The organism is Mesorhizobium sp. BR1-1-3, assembly GCF_020165455.1.
Classification (GTDB): Bacteria; Pseudomonadota; Alphaproteobacteria; order Rhizobiales; family Rhizobiaceae; genus Mesorhizobium; species Mesorhizobium ciceri.
Map to the genome: position 1 here is coordinate 320,570 of NZ_JAIUIC010000004.1, position 22,626 is coordinate 343,195.

Sequence of the window (22,626 nt, forward strand, 5' to 3'; positions counted from 1 at the left end):
GTAACATGTCGAGATCGAGTAACTTGGGAGGGTAGAAATGGCAGACTTGAAACGGACCCAGCCGCTGGCGCGCGATGCCATGGCCTATGTATTGGCCGGCGGCCGTGGCAGCCGCCTCAAGGAACTGACCGACCGGCGCGCCAAGCCGGCCGTGTATTTCGGCGGCAAGACGCGCATCATCGACTTCGCGCTCTCCAACGCGCTTAACTCCGGCATTCGACGCCTCGGCGTTGCCACCCAGTACAAGGCACATTCGCTGATCCGTCATTTGCAGCGCGGCTGGAACTTCCTGCGCCCCGAGCGAAACGAAAGCTTCGACATCCTGCCGGCCAGCCAGCGCGTCTCGGAAACGCAATGGTATGAGGGCACGGCTGACGCCGTCTATCAGAACATCGACATCATCGAGGCCTACGGACCCGAATACATGGTCATCCTGGCTGGCGACCACATCTACAAGATGGACTACGAGATGATGCTTCGCCAGCACGTCGACGCCAATGCCGACGTCACCGTTGGCTGCCTCGAAGTGCCGCGCATGGAAGCCACCGGCTTCGGCGTCATGCATGTCGATGGCAAGGACAACATCATCGCCTTCGTCGAAAAGCCCGCCGATCCGCCCGGCATTCCCGATAAGCCGGAGTTTGCCTTGGCCTCGATGGGCATTTACGTCTTCAAGACCAAGTTTTTGATGGAGCAGTTGCGCCGCGATGCGGCCGAGCCGGGGTCGAGCCGCGACTTCGGCAAGGACATCATCCCCTATATCGTCCAGCACGGTAAGGCGATCGCGCACCGCTTCGCCAAGTCCTGCGTCCGCTCGACCGCCGAGAACGAGGCCTACTGGCGCGATGTCGGAACGGTCGACGCCTATTGGGAAGCCAATATCGACCTGACCGATATCACGCCGGAGCTCGACCTCTACGACCGCGACTGGCCGATCTGGACCTATGCCGAATTGAAGCCGCCGGCAAAGTTCGTGCATGACGAGGATGGCCGCCGCGGTTCGGCTGTGTCTTCGCTGGTTTCGGGTGATTGCATCGTCTCGGGGGCTTCGCTGAAAAAAAGCCTGATCTTCACCGGCGCGCGCATCAATTCCTATTCGACGCTCGAAGAAGTCGTCATGCTGCCCGACGTTCATGTCGGCCGGAACGCAAAGTTGAAGCGCGTGGTCATCGACCATGGTGTTAGGATACCGGAAGGGCTGGTGGTCGGCGAAGATCCTATTCTCGACGCCAAGCGCTTCCGCGTTTCCGAAAAGGGCATCTGCCTGGTCACCCAGGACATGATCGACAAGCTGGGGCTCTGACGCATGCAGGTTCTGTCGGTCACGCCGGAAATTTTCCCGCTCATCAAGACCGGTGGGCTTGCCGACGTGACCGGCGCGCTGCCAATTGCCTTGGCGGCCAAGGGCGTGACCGTGCGCACGCTCATGCCCGGCTTTCCGACCGTCATGGCCGCCTTCAAGAAAAAGCGGGCGGTTCTGCAATACCCCTTGCTGCAGGGCGGCAAGGCCTCTGTCCATTCCGTCCAACTCGCCGGGCTCGAACTGTTCGTGCTCGATGCGCCGCATCTGTTCGACCGTCCCGGCGGCCCCTATGGCAATGCGACTGGCGTCGACTGGCCAGACAATTGGCGGCGTTTCGCGGCGTTGAGCCAGGTCGGCGGCGACATTGCCGGCGGCGCCATCTCGGGCTACCAGCCCGACATCGTGCACGCCCATGACTGGCAGTCGGCGATGACGCTGGCCTATATGCGCTATGGCAAGGCGGTCGGCGTGCCTTCGATGATGACCGTCCACAACCTCGCCTTCCAGGGCCAGTTCGGCGCCGGCATTTTCGGCGAGCTTGGCTTGCCGGCGGCGGCGATGGCGCTCGACGGCGTCGAATATTATGGTGGTGTCGGCTTCCTCAAGGCGGGCCTGCAGGCCGCCTGGGCGATCACCACGGTCAGTCCGACCTACGCGCAGGAAATCCGCTCGCCCGAATTCGGCATGGGCCTCGACGGCCTCATCAACATGCGCTCCAGCGATCTCTATGGCATCGTCAACGGCATTGACACCGGCATCTGGGATCCGGAAACCGACAAGCATCTGGTGTCCAACTACACGGGCAGCACGCTGAAGGCGCGCGCACCCAACAGGGCTGCCGTGGAAGATCGCTTCAGCCTTGAGCGCGATGACAGCCCGATCGTCTGCGTGGTCAGCCGCCTGACCTGGCAAAAGGGCATGGACATATTGGCGCTGGTGGTCGACGGCATTGTCGCGACGGGTGCGCGGCTCGCCATCCTGGGATCGGGCGATGCCGGTCTCGAAGGCGCGCTGCTTGCCGCTGCCGCCCGGCATCGCGGCCGCATCGGCGTCGTCGTCGGCTACGACGAGGGGCTGTCGCACATCATGCAGGGCGGCTGTGACGCCATCGTCATCCCCTCGCGCTTCGAACCGTGCGGGCTGACGCAGCTTTACGGCCTGCGCTATGGCTGCGTGCCCGTGGTTGCCCGCACCGGCGGCCTCGCCGACACGGTCATCGACGCCAATGAGGCTGCCGTCTCTGCCGGCGTCGCCACCGGCTTCCAGTTCGCGCCCAACAATGGCGGCGCCTTGCTGCACGCTATCCGCCGCCTCGTCGACGCCCATGCCAGTCCGACGGTCTGGGAATCACTGCAGCGCCAGGGCATGAAAGCCGATGTGTCGTGGGACAAGAGCGCGGAAAAATACGTCGAACTCTATCGTTCGCTGCTTTCGAAAAGGGTTGCCTGAAGCATGATACGGACCGTTCCCACCAAGCCTTATTCCGACCAGAAGCCCGGCACGTCGGGCCTGCGCAAGAAGGTGCCTGTCTTTCAGCAGGAGCACTATGCCGAGAATTTCATCCAGTCGATCTTCGACGCGCTCGACGGTTTCAAGGGCAAGACCCTGGTGATCGGTGGCGACGGCCGCTTCTACAACCGCGAGGTCATCCAGAAGGCCATCGCCATCGCAGCCGCCAACGGCTTCGGCAAGGTGATGGTCGGGCAGGGCGGCATCCTGTCGACGCCAGCCGCTTCGCATGTCATCCGCAAATACAAGACCTTTGGCGGCATCATCCTGTCGGCCAGCCACAATCCGGGCGGCCCGCATGAGGATTTCGGCATCAAGTACAATGCCGGCAATGGCGGCCCGGCGCCGGAAAAGCTTACCGACGCGATCTTCGAAAAGACCAAGGCGATTTCGAGCTTCAAGATCGCCGATATCGATCCGATCGACATCGACACAACAGGCACGGTCAAGGCCGCCGGCATGACGGTCGAGATCATCGATCCGGTCGTGGACTATGCCGCGCTGATGGAAAGCCTGTTCGATTTCGACGCCCTGCGCAAACTCTTCAAGTCCGGCTTCCGCATGCGCTTCGACGCCATGCACGCGGTGACCGGTCCCTACGCCAAGGAGATCCTGGAAAACCGGCTCGGCGCGCCCAATGGCACCTGCCGCAATTTCAAGCCGCTGCCGGATTTCGGCGGCCACCATCCGGACCCGAATCTTGTCCACGCCAAACACCTCTATGACGAGATGATGGGACCGGACGCGCCGGATTTCGGTGCCGCCTCGGATGGGGATGGCGACCGCAATCTGATCATCGGCAAGGGCATTTTCGTTACCCCGTCGGATTCGGTCGCCATGCTCGCCGCCAATGCGCGTCTGGCGCCCGGCTACAAGGCCGGTTTGAAAGGCATTGCACGCTCGATGCCGACCAGTGGCGCGGCCGATCGCGTCGCTGAAAAACTCGGCGTCGGCATCTATGAGACGCCGACCGGCTGGAAATTCTTCGGCAATCTGCTCGATGCCGACATGGCGACGATCTGCGGTGAAGAGAGTGCCGGCACCGGCTCCAACCATGTCCGCGAAAAGGACGGCCTGTGGGCGGTGCTTTTGTGGCTCAACATCCTTGCCGCGCGTGGCGAAAGCTGCAAGCAGATCGTCACCGAGCACTGGGCGACCTACGGGCGCAATTACTATTCGCGGCATGATTATGAAGAGGTCGAGAGCGACCGCGCCAACGCGCTGGTCGACGAACTGCGTGCCAAGCTCGGCTCGCTGCCTGGCAACAGCGTGCGCGGCCTGAAAATCGCCAGCGCCGACGATTTTGCCTATCACGATCCGGTCGACGGTTCGATCAGCGAGCATCAGGGCATCAGGGTTCTGTTCGAAGGTGGTTCGCGGGTCGTCTTTCGGCTGTCCGGCACCGGCACGTCGGGCGCGACGTTGCGCGTCTACATCGAGCGCTACGAGCCGGACAAGTCTCGGCACGATCTCGACACTCAGGCCGCCCTTGCCGATCTGATTGCCGCGGCTGACGATATTGCCGGGATTCACAGCCATACCGGCCGCCCCAAGCCGAGCGTGATCACTTGAGAGTGGCTGCGCGCGTTTCACCTTCTCCCCTTGTGGGAGAAGGTGGCCGAGCGAAGCTCGGTCGGATGAGGGGTGCTCCAGCTTGGCGCAAACCGATGTCCAGATCACCAACGCCGCGGTCCTTCCAACACCCCTCATCCGTCTCGGCGCTGCGCGCCGATCCACCTTCTCCCGCAAGGGGAGAAGGTGAGGCGCGGGCATGACCCAGCTCGGCGCCACAGTCACCCGCGAAGGCATCCGCTTTGCCGCCTGGTCGCAGGCCGCCCGTCGGCTTTGGGTCTCGATCTTCGACGAACAGGGCATGCGGGAAATCGAACGGCTCGAACTGCAGCGGGAAGGCGAGGGCGTCCACGCGCTGTTCGTTGCAGGTCTTGGCTCCGGAACCCGCTACGGTTTCCGCGCCGACGGGGACTATGCGCCGGAGCATGGACTGTGGTTCGACCCCGACAAATTGCTGACCGATCCCTACGCCGTCGAGATTGACAGGCCTTATGCCTACGACTGGCGGCTGGCCGATCGCCGGGGCGAGGGGGGCGATACCGCGTCGCTGATGCCGAAGGCGATCGCGGCTGCGCTACCGAAGCCTGTGCAGGCTGCGCCGCCGCTCTTCCGCGCCGGCGGCCTGGTCTACGAAATTCCGGTGCGCGCCTTCACCATGCTGCATTCGGACGTTCCCGAAAAATTGCGCGGAACAGTCGCCGCACTTGCTCAACCGGCGATCGTCGAGCACCTGAAAAAACTCGGCGTTGGCGCGGTCGAACTGATGCCGGTGACCGCGTCGATCGACGAACGGCATCTGCCGCCGCTCGGGCTGCGCAACGCCTGGGGCTACAATCCCGTGACGTTCATGGCCCTCGATCCGCGCCTTGCGCCGGGCGGCATCATGGAACTGCGAAACACGGTCGCTGTGCTGCGCCAGGCTGGTATCGGCGTCATCCTCGACCTCGTCTTCAACCACACCGGCGAGAGCGACAGGCTTGGTCCCACGCTGTCGCTGCGCGGCTTCGACAACCAGGCCTACTACCGGCACACACCTGATGGCAGGCTGGCCAACGACACCGGTACCGGCAACACAGTCGCTTGCGACCATCCTGTGGTCCAGGAGATGGTCCTCGACACGCTTCGCCATTTCGTCAGGGATGCCGGTGTCGATGGCTTCCGCTTCGACCTCGCTCCCATTCTGGGGCGGGTCGAGGGCACATTCGATGCCGAGGCGCCGCTGCTGAGAGCGATGCGCGATGACGCACTGCTGGCCGATCGCGTGTTGATCGCCGAGCCGTGGGACATCGGCCCCGACGGCTATCAGCTCGGCAATTTTCCAGCGCCCTTCCTCGAATGGAACGACAAGTATCGCGACGATGTAAGACGGTTCTGGCGCGGCGACGCCGGCATGGTCGGCGCCCTGGCGACCCGGCTCGCCGGTTCGTCCGATGTGTTTGCCGCGAACGGGCAAGGCGCCAGCCGCAGTGTCAATTTCATCGCCGCCCATGACGGCATGACGCTCGCCGACATCGTGCGCTACGAGCGCAAGCACAACGAAGCCAATGGCGAGCAGAACCGCGACGGCCACAATGAAAACCTGTCCTGGAACAACGGCGTGGAAGGTGATGCGGACAACCCGGCCGTGGCAGCGGCTCGCCAGAACGATCAGCGCGCGCTGCTCGCCACGTTGTTTGCCTCGCGCGGCACCATCATGCTGACCGCGGGCGACGAGTTCGGCCGCACCCAGCAAGGCAACAACAACGCCTATGCCCAGGACAACGAGATCACCTGGCTCGACTGGGCCGGCCGCGACCAGGCGCTGGAGCGCTACACGGCGGAACTCTCGAGGCTGCGCCGATCGATGCCGGCGCTTTCCGACACAAGCTTCCTCACTGGCCAGCCGCCGGCAGGTTCGGAGATACCGGACGTCGCATGGCTTGCTGAGACGGGCGCGCCGCTCGATGAACAGAGCTGGCAGGATCCGCAGCGGCACCGTCTTGTCATGGTCCTGAGTGGCGCCAGCGACGACGACCGCCGTCTTGCGGTGCTTGTCAACGGCGATCGCCGGGCCTGCATGTTCACCTTGCCTGAACGAGACGGATTCTTCTGGGCCCCAGCTATCGAAGCGCCGGATGCGGCGGATATCTCGCGGCCAATATCCGGGCGGACGATGATCTTCATGATCGAACGAGCGCAGGCCGGCACAAGGGAGAAGCGCAATGGCGGCGAGTGACAAGAAGGGATGGTGGCGCGGTTGCGTCATCTACCAGATCTATCCGCGCTCCTTCCAGGACACGACCGGCGATGGCAGCGGCGATCTCGCCGGTATCACATCGAGGCTCGCCCATGTCGCCTCGCTCGGTGTCGACGCCATCTGGCTGTCGCCTTTCTTCAAGTCGCCGATGGCCGATATGGGCTACGACGTGTCGGACTACTGCGATGTCGATCCGATGTTCGGCACGCTCGAGGATTTCGATGCGCTGGTCGCCGAGGCGCATCGTCTCGGCCTGAAGATCATCATCGACCAGGTGCTGTCGCATTCATCCGACAAGCACGACTGGTTTGTCGAAAGCCGCGCCAGCCGCGATAACCCCAAAGCCGACTGGTATGTCTGGGCCGATACCAAGCCAGATGGCAGCGCGCCAAACAACTGGCTCTCCGTCTTCGGTGGCCCGGCCTGGGAATGGGATTCTACCCGCCGGCAGTATTACATGCACAATTTCCTCCCCTCGCAGCCCGATCTGAATTTCCACAATCCGGAGGTTCAGGACGCGCTTCTGGAAACCGTGCGCTTCTGGCTGGAGCGCGGCGTCGACGGTTTTCGGCTCGATACGGTCAATTACTATGTCCACGACCGCTGGTTGCGCAGCAATCCACCCTTGGCATCAAGCGTCGCCGGCACCAACAGCGAGACCAACACCTACCTTTACCAGGAGCACCTGTTCGACAAGACGCAGCCGGAAAACCTGGCGTTCCTGCGCCGCTTCAGGGCGCTGCTCGACGAATATGACGACCGTGCTGCCGTCGGCGAGATCGGCGATGAAGGCCGCTCGCTGCAGACGCTCGCCGCCTATACCTCAGGCGGCGACAAGCTGCATATGTGTTACACCTTCGACCTGCTCGGTCCGCAGTTCTCGGCTGCGCATGTGCGTGGTTGCGTCGAAGCCTTCGAGGCGGCCGTCTCCGACGGCTGGGTCTGCTGGGCCTTCTCCAACCATGACGTGGCGCGCCATGTCAGCCGCTGGACAAGGCCGGACAGCGAGCCCGACGCGGTCGCAAGATTCTCGATCATGCTGCTCGCCTGCCTGCGCGGCTCGATCTGCCTCTATGAGGGCGAGGAACTCGGGCTGGAGGAGGCGGAGCTGGCCTATGAAGATCTGCGCGATCCCGTCGGCATCCGCTTCTGGCCAGGCGTCAAGGGCAGGGATGGGTGCCGCACGCCGATGGTGTGGGAGGCCGGCGCCGACAATGCAGGCTTCTCCACGGCCAGGCCCTGGCTGCCGATACCGGCCAGCCATCGCGCTCGCGCCGTCGACGTCCAGAATGCCGACACGGTCTCTGTGCTCGCGTCCTACCGGGCTGCGCTGGCCTTGCGCGGGGAGCATGAGGCGCTGATATCCGGCTCGATCCGCTTTCTCGACGCCGAGGGTGACCTGCTCGCTTTCATCCGCGACGGCGGCGGTGAAAGACTGCTCTGTGTCTTCAATTTCGCCGGAGGACCGGCCAATTGGCCGTTGCCGGGGGACATCCGAGCGGTTGCGCAGCTGGATGGCAATGCCGCGGTCGTCGAGACTGAGCTTTTGCTGCCAGCGCTCGGAGCCTTTTTGGGCAGGCTCGACTGATATCCCGACGTTACTGCACCAGCACGGCACGTCCGCATGTCGCGCCGGTGACCCGGACATCGGCCACGCCGAGATGCACGCCGAGCGTATCGAGCAGGCTGTAAAGCAATGTGTCGACTGGTGCGGTCACGGTTTTCAGAAGCGTCGTCACAGCTGGCTTCACGGTGCCGAGCAACGCCGTTACGTCAAGCCCGAGGATACCAAGCGCATTGACGGAAAGCGACAACTTGTCGACCAGTGACGTCGTCAGCGTCTGGGTAATGTCCCGTGTCGGCGTCGTCTTGATGGTTTTGGCGGCGATCTCGGTTTTGTTGAAGACCAGATTGGTCGGGCTGACGTTGGTGATGTCGGCTCCCGCCGAACCCTTCACCAGTATTAGCGGGATTTTTAACAGCAGCAGATTGAGGCTGACATCCGCGATGTTGGCGTCGGAGAACGACTGCGGGTTGCTGAAATCGGCGAAGGCGGTGGGGCTGTTATCGGCATCGCTGGCGGCAAGGTTCACCGCCGCGATGCCGGGCTTCGCGGCAATGGTAACCTTCAGGCTGTCGGGGCCGGTCGGGCAGTTGATGTCGGTCAGCTTGGCCTCGGCGTAGGCTACTTCGACATTCAGCGGCAGCTTGACCGACAGCAGGCTGATACCGCCGCCCAGGTTTGGGTTGCCGACGCCGACCGTGACAAGCAGCTTGATGCGCGTTTGCGCGGTGCGAACCACGGTGCCGGCTTCTCCAACCGCCAGCCATGGCGAGGATTGCGGCGGTTCGCCGATGGCGATGGCGAGCGTGGTCGACAGCACCCCGGGAATGGTGGCGCCGAGGGCGACGTCGACCTGTTTTGAACCGTTTGCCAGTCCGGCGGCGGCCGTCAGCATTCCCAAGGCGCTGGCGTCGACGCCGAGGCCGGCGGGCCTTTGCCCGAGGCCCAACTTGCCGACGGAGCCGAGATCGACCAGATGACTGAGCGGGATCTGGACCGTGCTGGTCGACTTGGACGCGATCGTCTGCAGGGCGACCTTGGCCGTGTTGCCAAGCCCAGGCACATTGGCCATGGCCGTGGCGATCTGGCCGACGGTCGCCTTCGATGCCAGCACATCCGAATACGAGACGCCGGTTAGGTTCAGCTGTGTGGCAAGGCCGTCCACGAAGGAGAGCACGCTCACATCCGCGGAGATCAGCGCGTTGTAGTCCATGACGCTGAGCGAGATGTTGCTGCCGAGAAGCCCGCCGAGAAGCGCGTTGAGGATACCGCCATCGAGGCTGGCGAGCCTCGATCCGACCGAGAATGTCGCCTGTGGCGTCATGCTGGCGGTGGCTTGGGTGCCGATGACGGGAGTGGGGATCAGCGAACTCGCGAAATAGCGGGCGGGGATCTTCTTCAGGGTGACGCGGACGGCATTGTAGGGGGTTATGCTGGCCTGGAAACGCTGGCCCACATTGGCCCCGGATGCCACATATCGCCCGGGCGTGACCGTCACGACGGTTTTGCCGACCGCCGGCTCGATCGTCTGTCCCGAGCTTTGAACGACAACCCCTGGCATGCCGTTGTCGGTCAGCGTGGTAACGACCGCTGTATTGACATTGGTCATGTTCGAGGCGGCGGTGATCGCCGCCAGATCCACCATTGCCTGCGCTTCGCGGCGCTCGGTGTAGATCGAGGCTTCGTCGATGGCCACTGCGGCCAGCGCCAGCGCCACCGGCGCGCTCAATGCCGCCATGACGGTGAAGTTTGCTTTCCTGTCACTCAGCATCAACCGGGCAAGCCGACCGATCCCATTGCACGCATGCAGCAGCATTCAAATGCCCCCGACCCTGATCGTTGACTGGCGCCTGATCGTGGTCCCGGGCATGGCGATGCCCGGGAAAAGGTTCCAGATCGGCAGGTTGCGGGCGTCGTATTGTATGGACACCACGAACTGGCTTCCATCGGCCGAGCTGTCGTTGGCCTGGTAGGTCAACTTGCTGACATCCACGAAGGGATATCCGCCGGCATTGTTGGTGACGAAGCTGGCTACGAGCGTTTGACGTTCGGTTTGGTTCAACCCGGCAATTGCCGTGCGGGCGGCATCCGCTGCGATCTGCTGGATCGAGTTGGCGGCGCCGAAGTATATACCGTATGCAACCATTCCGAGTAGAAGAAGAATGAAAATCGGTGAAAGTAAGGCAAACTCAACCGCAGAGGTACCGCGCTCTTCTTGAAATTTCCGCATTAGTTGACGGATTTTGGGCAATTTACTTGCTCCGTTACTCATAGCCGCCGCGCGTCTGAAGCTCGAACCGTATAGAAGGTACTCGTAATGTAACCTCAGGTTGCTTAAGAACGCATTAAGACATTCCGGCAAACTGGCATGGCTCCCGATTCGCGGTGAAAAATAGCGTCGAGGTGAAGAAACCAAGTCAAGCTTTTGGTTTCGGCTGGTGTTTCAGCGGCCACACCATAGCTTTCGTCCGCCTTACTTTGGGTGACCCAGAGAGTCTGTTGAAATAAAAATTCTCCGCGTTAGTGTCTGGGCACGAGCCGCAGGACGGGAACCAGCGGCGCGCTCAAAGGGGTCAGATATCGGCTCCAGGGCGTCAACACTTAATAGGCGCGCCAACGGCGGCGCCGACAGGGAGAACTTCATGCTGAAAAACATGCTGAAGGCGACTGTGTTCGCCACGACGATGACGCTGGCCGCCGGGACGTTCTACACGCAGGCCTTTGCCGAGACCGTCTATAACAGGGGCACCGCCGCTGAATCGGAGTCGGTCGATCCGCACAAGACCTCGACGGTTTACGAAGCCAATGTCCTGCGCGACCTGTTCCAGGGCTTGGTCATGCAGGACCAGAAGGCCAATCTCATTCCTGGTGCCGCCGAGAGCTGGACGGTTTCGGACGACGGAACCGTCTATACGTTCAAGCTGCGCAAGGACGGCATGTGGTCGGATGGCAGCCCGGTTACGGCTGACGATTTCGTCTATGCCTTCCACCGGCTGGAGGATCCGGCGACCGGCGCCGAATACGCCTCGATGCTGTATCCGGTAAAGGGTGCGGAGGACGTCAACACCAAGAAGGGCAAGCCTGAGGACATGGGCGTCAAGGCGATTGACGCAAATACGCTGGAGGTCACGCTGAAGGCGCCGACGCCCTACTTCCTGGAGATGCTGACCCACCAGGCGACCTATCCGGTGAGCAAGGCCTCCATCGAAAAGCTCGGCGCCGATTGGATCAAGCCCGGCAATCTCGTTTCGAACGGCGCCTATACGCTGGCCGAATGGGTTCCCAACGATCATATGAAGCTGGTCAAGAACCCGAAATTCTGGGATGCGGCGACCGTCAAGTTCGACGTCGTCAACTACATCCCGACCGAGGACCGCTCTTCGGCGATGAAGCGCTTCGAGGCAGGCGAACTGGACAGCTACGACGACCTTCCGACTGAACAGCTCGCCGATCTCAAGACCAAGTTTGGCGACCAGATCCACGTTGGACCGTATCTCGGCACCTATTATTATGCGATCAAGACCGACAAGGCGCCGTGGGATAATGTAGAGCTGCGCAATGCCATCTCGATGGCGATCGACCGCGACTTCCTCGCCGAAAAAGTCTGGCAGAACTCGATGCTACCCGGCTATTCGATGGTGCCTCCCGGCATCGAAGGCTACACGCCGGCAATGGCCAAATATGCGGACATGCCGCAGATCGACCGCGAGGATGCGGCCAAGAAGATCCTCGAGAAACTCGGCTATACGCCCGAAAAGCCGCTGAAGATGGAAATCCGCTATAACACGTCGGAAAACCACAAGAACACTGCGGTGGCGATCCAGGAACAGCTGAAGCCGCTTGGCGTCGACGTCACGCTGCTCAACACCGACACCAAGACCCACTACTCCTTCCTCGAGCAGAAGGGCAACTATGATCTGGCACGTGCCGCCTGGATCGCCGATTACAAGGATCCGGAAACCTTCCTCGGCATCTCGCGCAAAGCCAGCGGCAACAATTATTCGGACTACAACAGCCCGGCCTATGAAGCGGCCATGGACAAGGCGGCCGCCGCCGGCGGCAACCCCGAACAGCGCATGAAGGAACTGGCCGACGCCGAACGCATCCTGGTCGACGACGTCGGCCAGATACCGCTCCTCTATTACAGCTACCACGATATCGTCTCCTCGAAGCTGCATGGCTTCGTCGACAACGTGATGGACGTGCATCCGTCGCGCTTCGTCAGCAAGGACTAACCCTGGCCAAGCCACCGCGCCCTCCAGGCGCGGTGGCGATGGTTTGCCATCGCATCGGCCCGGGTACCGGAATTCGATTTCGGCAAATGTCGGTGCGAAGATTTGAAAGCTGGAGCGCGGCCGTCCAACTGGACGCGCGCGGCTCTGGATCAAGCGGGGCACCGATGCTGCGATACGTATTACGGCGGCTTCTGACCGCCATTCCAACGCTGTTCGTCATCGTGACAATGGCGTTTTTCCTGATGCGCGTCGCGCCGGGCGGTCCATTCAACCAGGAGCGGGGGCTCAGTCCCGAGATCAGGGCCAATCTCGAAGCCCAGTTCGGCCTCAACGACCCGCTCTGGCTGCAATTCGTCCACTATCTCGGCAATCTGTTGCGCGGCAATTTCGGTCCGAGCTACAACATGCCGGATTTCACCGTCTCGGAACTGTTCGCCAAGGGGCTGCCGATTTCGGTCCAGCTCGGCGCCTCGGCGCTTGTCCTGGCGCTGCTGCTCGGTTCCGTGCTCGGCACCATTGCGGCGCTCAATCAGAACAAGCTTGGCGACTATACGGTGATCGCGCTGGCGACGGCCGGCAGCACCATCCCAACCTTCGTCATCGCGCCGGTGATCCAACTCCTGTTCGGGCTGACCTGGAGGCTGCTGCCGATCGGTGGGTGGGGCGATGGCGCTTTCATCAACAAGGTCGGTCCGGTGCTGACGCTCGCCCTGCCGCAGATCGCCATCGTCGCCCGGCTGATGCGTGGCTCGATGATCGAATCCTTGCGGTCCCACCACATCCGCACGGCGCGCGCGCTGGGCCTGTCCGACTGGTCGGTGGTGGTCAAGCATGCTTTGCGCGGCGCCATCCTGCCGATCGTCTCCTTCACCGGTCCGGCGGCGGCGGCACTGCTGACCGGCTCGGTCATCGTCGAGACGATCTTCTCCATCCCAGGCGTCGGCCGCTATTTCGTCGATGCCGCGCTCAATCGTGACTACACGCTGGTGATGGGAACGGTGGTGGTGATCGCCATCTTTACCATTGTCTTCAACCTGATCGTCGACGTCATGTACGCGGTCGTCGATCCGAGGGTGCGCTATGACTGACATCGCGGCCACAGTCGCCCCCACCGTCATCGGCCGTTCGCTCTGGGGGGATGCCTGGGCGCGGCTCAAGGCCAATCGCGCCGCCATGTTCAGCCTGTATTACCTTGCCCTGATCGGGGTTGTCAGCGTGTTCGGGCCGTGGTTCGTGCCGCATCAATACACCACCATTTATGCCGACTATGTGCGCATGCCGCCAAGCCTGTCAGCCTATCCGAAGGCCGACATGATCGAGACGGCGCTCACCGAAGCGATCAAGCGCATGCGGGTCGACATCAAGGAATGGCGGCAGGAAGGCAACCAGGTCTTCGTCACCGTCAAGTCGACCAGGCCGATCGACGATCGCAACATCCGCTATCTTGACCGATCCGATGCCTTTGACGACACCAAGATCGAGAGCAAGTCGCCGGACGGTCTCGAAGTGACGATGAGCGCCTCGATCAAGCAGCAATATTTCCTGTTCGGCACCGACAACACCGGACGGGACCTGTTGTCGCGCACGCTGATGGCCGGGCGTATATCGCTGGCCATCGGCCTGCTCGCGGGCGTCGTGGCGGTGGTCATCGGCGTGGTCTACGGGGCCGCTGCCGGTTTTGCCGGAGGCAAGGTCGACGAGGTGATGATGCGCATCGTCGACGTGCTCTATTCCTTGCCCTTCATCTTCTTCGTCATCATGCTGGTGGTGTTCTTCGGCCGCAACTTCGTGCTGATGTTCCTGGCCGTCGGCGCCGTGCTGTGGCTCGACATGGCGCGCATCGTGCGCGGCCAGGCACTGTCGATCCGCCGCCAGGAATATGTCCAGGCGGCGGAAGCCATGGGCGTCGGCCAGCGCGGCATCCTGCTGCGCCACGTCATCCCCAACCTGCTCGGCCCGGTGGTCATCTACATGACGCTGCTGGTGCCGCAGGTGATCATCCTGGAAAGCTTCCTATCGTTTCTCGGCCTCGGCGTGCAGGAGCCGATGACCAGCTGGGGCGTTCTGATCTCGGTCGGCGCCAAGAACATCGGCACCGCCAACTGGCTGCTCCTGTTCCCCGCCTTCTTCCTCGTCTCGACGCTGTTTGCGCTGAACTTCGTCGGCGACGGCCTGCGCGACGCACTCGACCCGAGGGATCGCTAAGATGGGGATCGCTAAGATGCGGATCGATAAAGAGGGGGACCGCTGAGATGGCTGCTTCCGAAACGATCCTCAGCGTCAAGGATTTGCGTGTCCGCTTCCGCACGCTCGACGGCGCCGTCGAGGCGGTCAAGGGCATAAACATCCATGTCAAATCGGGCGAGACCGTTGCCGTGGTCGGCGAATCCGGCTCCGGCAAAAGCCAGACGATGATGGCGGCGATGAGCCTGCTGGCGTCGAATGGCGAAGCGACAGGCAGCGTCGACTATCGTGGCCGCAATCTTCTAACACTCAGCAAATCCGAGCTCAACAAGGTCCGTGGCCGCAAGATCAGCATGATCTTCCAGGAGCCGATGACTTCGCTCGATCCGCTCTATTCGATCGGCAACCAGTTGATCGAACCGATCCGCCGTCATCGGGGCCTGAATGTCGCGGAGGCGCGTGAAGAAGCGCTCAAACTGCTGCGGCTGGTGCATATTCCCGATCCCGAGCGGCGGATGAAATCCTATCCGCACGAAATGTCGGGTGGCCAGCGCCAGCGTGTGATGATCGCGATGGCTCTCGCCAACGACCCTGACATATTGATCGCCGACGAGCCGACGACGGCGCTCGATGTGACCATACAGGCGCAGATCCTGATGCTTCTGGCCGAATTGCAGCGCAAGCTCGGCATGGCGATCGTCTTCATCACCCACGATCTTGGCATCGTCCGCCGCTTTGCCGATCGGGTCTATGTCATGCGCCAGGGCGAGGTTGTCGAGGAGGGGGAGGCGGAGGCCATCTTCGTCAACCCACAGCATGCCTACACGAAAATGCTGCTGGCGGCCGAGCCGACCGGCAGCAAGGCGCCGCCGCCCGCCAACGCCCCAGTGCTGCTCGAAGGCAGGAATGTCGAAGTGACGTTCAGGATCGGCGGCGGGTTTCTTGCTGGCGAACCGCTGATGCTGCGTGCAGTCGATCACATCTCGATCCGGCTGCAGCGCAACCAGACCATCGGCATCGTTGGTGAATCCGGCTCGGGCAAATCGACGCTTGGCCGCGCCTTGCTGCGGCTGTTGCCGAGTGACGGGCTCATCCGTTTCGGCGATCGCGACATTTCCCAAGCCGACCGGCAGGCGATGCGGCCGCTGCGGCGCCAGATGCAGCTCGTCTTCCAGGACCCGTTCGGCTCGTTGTCGCCGCGCATGACTGTCGGCCAGGTCATCACCGAAGGACTTCTGGTGCATGAGCCTGACCTTTCGGGCAAGCAGCGTGATCAACGCGCGGTCGAGGCATTGCGCGAGGTCGGCCTCGACCCCAACGCCCGCAACCGCTACCCGCACGAATTCTCCGGCGGTCAGCGGCAGCGCATCGCCATTGCCCGCGCCATGATCCTGAAGCCCAGGCTGGTGGTATTGGATGAGCCGACTTCGGCGCTCGATCGCTCTGTGCAGAAACAGATCGTCGAACTGCTGCGCAAGCTGCAGGCGGACCACGAATTGTCCTATCTCTTCATCAGCCACGATCTGTCGGTCGTGCGCGCCATGGCCGACTACATCATCGTCATGAAACAGGGCAAGATCGTCGAGGAAGGGCCGACCGAGGCGATCTTCAGCAATCCGCAGCACGCCTACACACAGACGCTGATGGCCGCCGCGATCGACGTGACGCGATTTCGCCTGAGCGCCTGAACCGGGCTCTGCACGGAGGCGTTGGCTGTCCGCTCAATTCGCGGACCTCTGGCACTTGCGCGCTCGCACGGCGGCAATGGCATCCTGTTGCTGCTTAAGCCGGTCGATCCTGGCTGTTTCACGGTTGGCTACCGCGGTCTTCACGCGTGAGCCGCCGAGCAGCCAGCGTGGAACATTGGTGTTGGCGACCTTGCCGCGCGTGATTGCCGTTTGCGAGATGTCACGGGCGACGTCTCCCATCGCGCTGTTGAGGTCGGTGCACGTCATTGAATCGTATTTCGCTGGATCGACGGTTCTGCCGAGCGATGAACAGCCAGCGACGAGAACCAGCGTCATCACAAGAATCAAGGGCGGGGCTGTGGTTGAATTCAAATTCATGTCGCACTCGGCCCGCCGTTTCACTCATTCCATCAGGTCAATCGACCCTAGAGCCGACGGGCCTTTTCGTCAAAATATGCGGCCGCGAAGGAACCTGCCACAGGGTTCGGCCATGCGGCCGACGGCAGGAACATCCCCAGTCTGAATTGCTATCTGCCGGGTGTGGAGTTCAATCGCTGGCAAACGGAGAGTGCCGGTTCCGGCGACGTCGAGGCGGCTTTCCTAAGCTGCTTCGGCCACCAACGTCGACGGGGGACCGCCGAGCACTGTCTGAGCGATCTCGGCGTCATTTTCATCGACATGCGCCGTCACCAGGACGACGCCCTCGGCCACGTCCTGATCATCCGCCTTCATGGCGTGCAGGGCGAATGTTCCAAACAGACCGCCGGCAACGCCGCCACAGACCGCGCCAGCCACGGCTGTTGGCAATACGCTCGCAGCAACAGGATTGATGCCAACTGCCGCAACGGCGCTCAGACATGCCAACCCGCCGGCAGCAGCGCCCAGTACCGATCCCAAAGCGGAAACCCAAACAGATCCTGCCCCGTCATTGTAAGGCCCGATGATCGCGATCTGTACGCGAGGAATTCCGGCCGCCACCAGGTCGCTAGCGACCCGCGTCGCATCGGCGTGGGAATCAAAAAGTCTGCTAATCGTCGGCATGGTCGCTTAACGCTTCGGGCTGTTCAGCAGTGTGTCGGTGAGGAATGACGCGGCAATCAGGTCGTCAACCTCGATTCGGCCCTCGCCGCCCTCCATGATGGCCGCGACCTTCTGGAAGGTCTTCATCTCGTCTTCGGTAATCTGGGCTTGCTGCATCCTGGCCTTGATCTCTGTTACTCGCGTGCTCAGGGCATCGGATCGTTTGGTCTCACGGTTCGACATGCTGCTGCTCTTGGTTTCATCGATCATTTTTGCCCGCCACCCCGAATTTGGGGCAAGCGCATGCGTTTCCAACCTGGACTTCGGTCGGGCAGGGGTCAGACCTAAGTCTGGCTAGGGGCAATTGTCTTGCCGACGGTGCTGCCAAAAGCATGATCAAAGGGCCTCTCGTGGCCCGATTCCTTCAAGAATCGGGCCGGAGATCTGTGGTCAGTACCCGTCGTTCTCGATCACCACGGGATGGTGCCGATGGTGGTGGCGATGGGTGGAGACGGAACCTGTCACGACAACGGTATCGCGGTGATGATGCCGGCGCCCATGGTCGTAGAACGCCACAGTACCATGGCGGCGGTGGTGCAAGCGCTGACCCTCTTCGTTGATGATCTTGACGCTGCCGTGATGTCGATGATGGGTTCTAACAACCACATCGGCTTCGGCTGCCGAAGCCACGACGGGCAGTCCAATGGAAAGCGCCAACGCGCACATGATCATTGTTTTCATTGCAATTTCTCCGTTTTCTGGATTAACTGCCCCTGATCGCTTTGGTTCCGGTGGTCCGGCATCGGCCCGAACGTTCACTGTCACCGCCGGATCTCGTCAACGACGGAACATTAGACGTGCCTGATGGTTTTATTTCTCGCAGCCGGGATTACGATTTGGTGTCTGCTGCGGATCAGTCGGCAAAGACTGGTCGGCCCGCGTTCTCCGCAAGAGGCGCGGGCTTCCCCCAGGCAACAGGAGAGAGATCATGAACAATATCATTTGGCTCGTTGGAGCTGTGGTCATCGTGATAGCGATCTTGAGCTTTTTTGGCCTCCGCTAGCCGGACGCGCGTACCAGTTGAGATGTTTTCCGGAATCTGTCGCGAGCGCACGCACGAAGGCATCAGGCGGCCGGTTGAGACCGTCTGGTTGCTGTCCAGTGCAACAGGCATCGCTGTCGGCCGGCGGGGAGACGCGAGTAATCTCGCTTGAGGGGCAGGTGGAGCGCCGAAGTCGGGATGCGCTAACTCTTTGTTTTTTCTGGTCGGAGTGGCAGGATTTGAACCTGCGACCCCCTCGTCCCGAACGAGGTGCGCTACCAGGCTGCGCTACACTCCGTGACCAGACCGCGGGCTTATAGCCGCCACACTTCGTTCCTGCAAGCGGCATGGCAGCACTTCTGTCGCATTTCATCGGCTTTCGTCGAGCATAGCCCGAAAGGCTCGGATTCCCTCCTGGGATAAACGTGGCTTAAAGCCTTCTGTGCTAAGCCGCAGTCCTCGACAACTCGTAATTTCCGCCACTCGGAGTTTTCCAGTCTTGTCCTTCAGCATCGTTGGCGACGCCCGGCCCAACAGTTTCGAGTTCGAAACCGAAGCGCTGATCAAGCCATCCGGCTTTCGAGAATATGATGCGCGCTGGTGGTTTGGCCATCCCGGCTCCGCGCAACTGCCGGAGCTCAATCTGATTGGCGTCCAGGCGCTCGGAATGGGGCTTGGCACGCTGATCCGCCGTGTCGGTGCCGGTCCCGATATCGTCACCGGGCACGATTTCCGCTCCTATTCGCTTGGCATCAAGCTGGCGCTGGTGTCCGGTTTGATGGCTGCAGGCGCTCGGGTGAGGGACATCGGACTGGCGTTGTCGCCGATGGCCTATTTCGCCCAGTTCGCACTGGACGTGCCTTCGGTCGCTATGGTCACCGCCTCGCACAACGAGAATGGCTGGACCGGCGTCAAGATGGGTGCGGCGCGGCCGCTGACTTTCGGGCCGGAAGAGATGAGCGCGCTGAAGCAGATTGTACTGGCCGGCGATTTCGATCTCGTCGGCGGCGGCTCCTACGATTTCGTTCGCGATTTTCGCGCTACTTATCTCGACGATCTGACCAAGGACAAGCGCATCACCCGAAAGCTGAAAGTGGTCGCCGCCTGCGGCAACGGCACCGCCGGCGCCTTCGCGCCGCAAGCGCTGCAGCGCATCGGCTGCGAGGTCATCCCGCTCGATGTCGAACTCGACCACACCTTTCCGCGCTACAATCCCAATCCCGAGGATATGCAGATGCTGCATGCCATCAGGGACAAGGTGCTTGAGACTGGAGCCGATGTCGGCCTTGGCTTCGACGGTGACGGCGACCGCTGCGGCGTCGTCGACAATGAGGGCAATGAGATTTTTGCTGACAAGGTCGGTGTGATGCTGGCGCGCGATATCTCCAGCCAGCATCCGGGCTCGACCTTCGTCGTAGACGTCAAGTCGACCGGCCTGTTCAACACAGACAGCGTGCTGCGCGCCAACAGCGCCGTCACTGACTACTGGAAGACCGGCCACTCCTACATCAAGCGCCGCGTCGCCGAGCTTGGCGCCGTCGCCGGTTTCGAAAAGTCGGGCCATTTCTTCTTCAACCCGCCAGTCGGGCGGGGTTATGACGATGGGCTGGTCACCGCCATCGCCATCTGCCAGATGCTGGACCGCAGCCCCGGCAGTTCGATGGCCGATCTCTACCGCGCGCTGCCGCTGACCTTCGGCACGCCGACCATGTCGTCGCACTGCGCGGACGATGTGAAGTATGGCGTTGTCGAGCGGGTGGTTGCCGACTTTCAGGCCATGAAGCGGGATGGAACGGTTTTTGCGGGCCAGAAGATCGCCGACCTCATCACCGTCAACGGTGCGCGCGTTGTCGCCGAAGACGGCACCTGGGGACTGGTGCGCGCCTCGTCGAACAAGCCGGAACTGGTCGTGGTCGTCGAAAGCCCGGTGTCGTCGCAGCGTCGACGGGAGATGTTCGAGGCTGTCGACACCGTGCTGCGCCGCAGCCCCGAGGTGGGCGCCTACAACCAGACCTTTTGAATGGTGGTTGAATGACCGAGCGGATTGTCAGTTTTGTCATGAGCGGTGGCGTCGGCTCGCGGTTGTGGCCGCTGTCGCGCGAGGACAATCCCAAGCAGTTCCACGATCTGTCCGGCGACGGCTCGATGCTGGCCAAGACCTTGCGCCGGCTGACGGCCCGGCCGGAAGGCGAAACGCCGATCTTCCTGATTGCCGCGGAGCGCCATGCCGACCGCGTTCACGCCGATCTTGCCGGCCTCGACCTCGCCGGCGGCGGGCCGCTGTTCGAGCCGACCGGGCGCAACACAGCCGCCGCCGTCGCACTGGCGACACTGCGCACACTGTCCGAGTTCGGCGACAGCCTGGTGCTGGTGGTGCCGTCGGACCATGAGATATCGACCCCGCGCCAGTTCTGGCAGAGCGTCGAAGCCGGCACCGAAGCAGCGCGTAGCGGCCGGCTGGTGGTGTTCGGCATCAGGCCGACACAGCCCGAGACCGGCTACGGCTATATCGAGGTTGCGGCCGAAAGCGGCGGCATCTTCGACGTGTCGCGCTTCGTCGAAAAGCCGGATCTTGCGACTGCGCAAAGCTATCTCAAGGCCGGAAATTTCTACTGGAACACCGGTATCTTCCTTTTTCGCGCCAGCGCCATGCGTGATGCCTTCATAGCGTTCCAGCCGGATATCTGGCAGGCCACCGAAGCAGCCTACAAGGCAGCGACATCGGATTTGTCCGGCCTTTACATGCCGCTAGAACTCTACGCCGCCATTCCGTCGAACTCGATCGACTACGCCATCATGGAGCGGGCAAAAGACATCGCGATGGTGCCGGCCGGCTTCCGCTGGAACGATCTCGGCTCATGGCAGTCGCTGCTCGATGTCGGCCCCGCCGACGACCGGGGCAATGTCATCATCGGCGACGTCGTCGCCATCGATTGCGAGAATTCCTACATTCGCAGTGACGGCCGCCTGCTGTCGGCGATCGGCATGAAGGACATCGCCATCGTTTCGACATCGGATGCCACCTTCGTCGCTCCGGTCAGCCACAGCCAACACGTCAAGAAGATCGTCGAGCAGCTCGAAAAATCGGGTCGCCTGGAAACCAGGTTCACGCCGGCGCATGACCGCGTCATCGAAAGCGGCGCCTGGCGGCGGCGCGTGCATCACTGGCTGTTTCAGGAGACCTTGCCGCTGTGGTCGACATCGGGCGTCGACGAACGCCATGGCGGCTTTCACGAAGCGCTTGGCCTGGACGCTTCGCCGTTGATGAAGCCCAAGCGCATGCGCACCACGGCGAGGCAGGTCTATGCCTTCGCCGTTGCCCGGGCGCGCGGCTGGGACGGTCCGGCCGACCGGCTGATCAGCCACGGCATCGCCTTCATGGCCGGCAAGGGCCGCACCGACAAGGGCGGCTGGGTTCGGACGCTGAATGTTGACGGTTCGGTTGCCGACGCCACCGAGGATGCCTACGATCATTCCTGCGTGCTCCTGGCACTGGCGCATGCGCATATGTCTGGCAATCCCGACGCCTTGCGCCTCGGCGAGGAAACCTTCGCCTTTCTCGATGCGCATCTCGAAGACAGCCGCATGACCGGCTTCCTTGAGACATCGGATGGCAAAGGCGAGCGCCGCTCCAACCCGCATATGCACCTGCTTGAGGCCTTCCTCGCCTGGCACCAGGCGACCGGCGAGCGCGCCCATCTGCGCCGCGCAGCGCGCATCATCGACCTCTTCCGCAGTCATTTCTTCGATCCGGAAAGCTGGACGCTTGGCGAGTATTTCGATGCCGAATGGAAACCATCCGCCGGCGAGAAAGGCTCGTGGACCGAGCCTGGCCACCATTTCGAATGGGCCTCTTTGTTGGTCGATTTCGCTGGGCGCAGCGGCCAGGCCGAGTTGAGCGGCTTTGCCAGGAAACTCTACGCCTCGGCCATCGCCAATGGCCTCAACCGCGCCACCGGGCTTGCCTATGGCGCCGGGGCGCGGCAGGGCCTGCCGCTCGACCTGATATCGCGCAGCTGGCCGCAGGCCGAAGCCGTGAAGGCGGCGATCGCACTGGATGGCTCGGGCGGCCCCGATCTGAAGCCCGAGATCGAAGCGCGCGTCGGCCGGCTGTTCCGCTGGCACATCGACCCGGCGCCGCTCGGCCTGTGGATCGACCGCATCGACGAGCGCGGCCGCTCACTGGCATCGGACGTTCCGGCCAGCATCTTCTATCATCTGGTCTGCGCGCTGACCCAGTATCTGGACAGCACGGCCGACCTGAAGGCGTAAG

Annotated in this window: 17 protein-coding genes and 1 tRNA gene; 11 read left to right on the forward strand and 7 right to left on the reverse strand. The window is 62.4% G+C overall.

Translation table 11 applies throughout. From position 1 onward, the window contains the following. Positions 1–37: 37 nt before the first annotated feature. The 5 genes from glgC (at position 38) to LB559_RS11715 (ending at position 8,208) form a co-directional block, all read left to right on the forward strand. On the forward strand, positions 38–1,303 hold the full coding sequence (glgC, locus tag LB559_RS11695; RefSeq protein ID WP_013532699.1) for a glucose-1-phosphate adenylyltransferase: 1,266 nt from the start codon (positions 38–40) through the stop codon (positions 1,301–1,303). A 3-nt stretch (positions 1,304–1,306) separates the two neighbouring features. After that, complete coding sequence (gene glgA / locus LB559_RS11700; RefSeq protein WP_063171713.1) at positions 1,307–2,752, forward strand: glycogen synthase GlgA; 1,446 nt, start codon at positions 1,307–1,309, stop codon at positions 2,750–2,752. Positions 2,753–2,755: 3 nt separating this feature from the next. Further along, entirely contained in the window at positions 2,756–4,384 is a 1,629-nt protein-coding gene (locus LB559_RS11705; RefSeq protein ID WP_224674107.1) for an alpha-D-glucose phosphate-specific phosphoglucomutase, read from the forward strand. 199 nt (positions 4,385–4,583) lie between these two features. Further along, positions 4,584–6,599: a glycogen debranching protein GlgX gene (gene glgX / locus LB559_RS11710; RefSeq protein WP_224674108.1), complete on the forward strand. Its 2,016-nt coding sequence runs from the start codon at positions 4,584–4,586 to the stop codon at positions 6,597–6,599. Continuing rightward, positions 6,586–8,208 carry an alpha-glucosidase family protein gene (locus LB559_RS11715; protein WP_224621061.1) on the forward strand — a complete coding sequence of 541 codons (1,623 nt, stop codon included), beginning with the start codon at positions 6,586–6,588 and terminating at the stop codon, positions 8,206–8,208. Before glgX ends, LB559_RS11715 begins: the two co-directional genes overlap by 14 nt. 10 nt (positions 8,209–8,218) lie before the next feature. On the opposite strand, the gene LB559_RS11720 is transcribed toward LB559_RS11715, so the two are convergent. Both LB559_RS11720 and LB559_RS11725 read right to left on the reverse strand, forming a co-directional pair. Next, on the reverse strand, positions 8,219–10,000 hold the full coding sequence (locus LB559_RS11720; RefSeq protein WP_224674109.1) for a TadG family pilus assembly protein: 1,782 nt from the start codon (positions 9,998–10,000) through the stop codon (positions 8,219–8,221). Beyond that, positions 10,001–10,414, reverse strand: a complete 414-nt coding sequence (locus tag LB559_RS11725) for a TadE family protein (protein ID WP_174564973.1) — start codon at positions 10,412–10,414, stop codon at positions 10,001–10,003. A 412-nt stretch (positions 10,415–10,826) separates the two neighbouring features. Here LB559_RS11725 and LB559_RS11730 point away from each other — a divergent pair, with 412 nt between their 5' ends. The 4 genes from LB559_RS11730 (at position 10,827) to LB559_RS11745 (ending at position 16,291) form a co-directional block, all read left to right on the forward strand. Next, a complete protein-coding gene (locus LB559_RS11730; protein WP_013532692.1) occupies positions 10,827–12,419 on the forward strand; it encodes a peptide ABC transporter substrate-binding protein in 1,593 nt (530 codons plus the stop codon). Positions 12,420–12,583: 164 nt separating this feature from the next. Beyond that, positions 12,584–13,507, forward strand: a complete 924-nt coding sequence (locus LB559_RS11735; protein ID WP_127367381.1) for an ABC transporter permease subunit — start codon at positions 12,584–12,586, stop codon at positions 13,505–13,507. Beyond that, entirely contained in the window at positions 13,500–14,624 is a 1,125-nt protein-coding gene (locus LB559_RS11740; protein ID WP_013532690.1) for an ABC transporter permease, read from the forward strand. Before LB559_RS11735 ends, LB559_RS11740 begins: the two co-directional genes overlap by 8 nt. Positions 14,625–14,671: 47 nt before the next feature. Further along, on the forward strand, positions 14,672–16,291 hold the full coding sequence (locus LB559_RS11745; protein ID WP_013532689.1) for an ABC transporter ATP-binding protein: 1,620 nt from the start codon (positions 14,672–14,674) through the stop codon (positions 16,289–16,291). A 33-nt stretch (positions 16,292–16,324) separates the two neighbouring features. On the opposite strand, the gene LB559_RS11750 is transcribed toward LB559_RS11745, so the two are convergent. The 5 genes from LB559_RS11750 to LB559_RS11770 all read right to left on the reverse strand — a co-directional run bounded on the left by LB559_RS11750 (position 16,325) and on the right by LB559_RS11770 (position 18,651). Next, positions 16,325–16,669 carry a hypothetical protein gene (locus LB559_RS11750; protein ID WP_013532688.1) on the reverse strand — a complete coding sequence of 115 codons (345 nt, stop codon included), beginning with the start codon at positions 16,667–16,669 and terminating at the stop codon, positions 16,325–16,327. A 222-nt stretch (positions 16,670–16,891) separates the two neighbouring features. After that, on the reverse strand, positions 16,892–17,332 hold the full coding sequence (locus LB559_RS11755) for a hypothetical protein (RefSeq protein ID WP_224674110.1): 441 nt from the start codon (positions 17,330–17,332) through the stop codon (positions 16,892–16,894). A gap of 6 nt (positions 17,333–17,338) precedes the next feature. Beyond that, positions 17,339–17,554 (reverse strand): hypothetical protein, encoded by a 216-nt coding sequence (locus LB559_RS11760; RefSeq protein WP_024503705.1) that lies wholly within the window; start codon positions 17,552–17,554, stop codon positions 17,339–17,341. Positions 17,555–17,761: 207 nt separating this feature from the next. Continuing rightward, the gene (locus tag LB559_RS11765) at positions 17,762–18,052 is read right to left on the reverse strand and encodes a hypothetical protein (RefSeq protein ID WP_224674111.1); all 291 of its coding nucleotides are present in this window, start codon (positions 18,050–18,052) and stop codon (positions 17,762–17,764) included. 522 nt (positions 18,053–18,574) lie between these two features. After that, positions 18,575–18,651, reverse strand: a tRNA-Pro gene (locus tag LB559_RS11770). A gap of 201 nt (positions 18,652–18,852) precedes the next feature. On the opposite strand from LB559_RS11770, the gene LB559_RS11775 reads away from it, so the two are divergent. Together LB559_RS11775 and LB559_RS11780 are read left to right on the forward strand one after the other, a co-directional pair. After that, entirely contained in the window at positions 18,853–20,373 is a 1,521-nt protein-coding gene (locus tag LB559_RS11775; protein ID WP_224674112.1) for a phosphomannomutase/phosphoglucomutase, read from the forward strand. Between the two features lie 11 nt (positions 20,374–20,384). Beyond that, positions 20,385–22,625 (forward strand): mannose-1-phosphate guanylyltransferase/mannose-6-phosphate isomerase, encoded by a 2,241-nt coding sequence (locus tag LB559_RS11780; RefSeq protein ID WP_224674113.1) that lies wholly within the window; start codon positions 20,385–20,387, stop codon positions 22,623–22,625. Position 22,626 lies beyond the last annotated feature (1 nt).

Coding starts and splice junctions, on each gene's coding strand:
- glgC (WP_013532699.1), top strand. CDS start 38: ATGGCAGACTTGAAACGGACCCAGCCGCTGGCGCGCGATGCCATGGCC.
- glgA (WP_063171713.1), top strand. CDS start 1,307: ATGCAGGTTCTGTCGGTCACGCCGGAAATTTTCCCGCTCATCAAGACC.
- LB559_RS11705 (WP_224674107.1), top strand. CDS start 2,756: ATGATACGGACCGTTCCCACCAAGCCTTATTCCGACCAGAAGCCCGGC.
- glgX (WP_224674108.1), top strand. CDS start 4,584: ATGACCCAGCTCGGCGCCACAGTCACCCGCGAAGGCATCCGCTTTGCC.
- LB559_RS11715 (WP_224621061.1), top strand. CDS start 6,586: ATGGCGGCGAGTGACAAGAAGGGATGGTGGCGCGGTTGCGTCATCTAC.
- LB559_RS11720 (WP_224674109.1), bottom strand. CDS start 10,000: ATGCTGCTGCATGCGTGCAATGGGATCGGTCGGCTTGCCCGGTTGATG.
- LB559_RS11725 (WP_174564973.1), bottom strand. CDS start 10,414: ATGCGGAAATTTCAAGAAGAGCGCGGTACCTCTGCGGTTGAGTTTGCC.
- LB559_RS11730 (WP_013532692.1), top strand. CDS start 10,827: ATGCTGAAAAACATGCTGAAGGCGACTGTGTTCGCCACGACGATGACG.
- LB559_RS11735 (WP_127367381.1), top strand. CDS start 12,584: ATGCTGCGATACGTATTACGGCGGCTTCTGACCGCCATTCCAACGCTG.
- LB559_RS11740 (WP_013532690.1), top strand. CDS start 13,500: ATGACTGACATCGCGGCCACAGTCGCCCCCACCGTCATCGGCCGTTCG.
- LB559_RS11745 (WP_013532689.1), top strand. CDS start 14,672: ATGGCTGCTTCCGAAACGATCCTCAGCGTCAAGGATTTGCGTGTCCGC.
- LB559_RS11750 (WP_013532688.1), bottom strand. CDS start 16,669: ATGAATTTGAATTCAACCACAGCCCCGCCCTTGATTCTTGTGATGACG.
- LB559_RS11755 (WP_224674110.1), bottom strand. CDS start 17,332: ATGCCGACGATTAGCAGACTTTTTGATTCCCACGCCGATGCGACGCGG.
- LB559_RS11760 (WP_024503705.1), bottom strand. CDS start 17,554: ATGTCGAACCGTGAGACCAAACGATCCGATGCCCTGAGCACGCGAGTA.
- LB559_RS11765 (WP_224674111.1), bottom strand. CDS start 18,052: ATGAAAACAATGATCATGTGCGCGTTGGCGCTTTCCATTGGACTGCCC.
- LB559_RS11780 (WP_224674113.1), top strand. CDS start 20,385: ATGACCGAGCGGATTGTCAGTTTTGTCATGAGCGGTGGCGTCGGCTCG.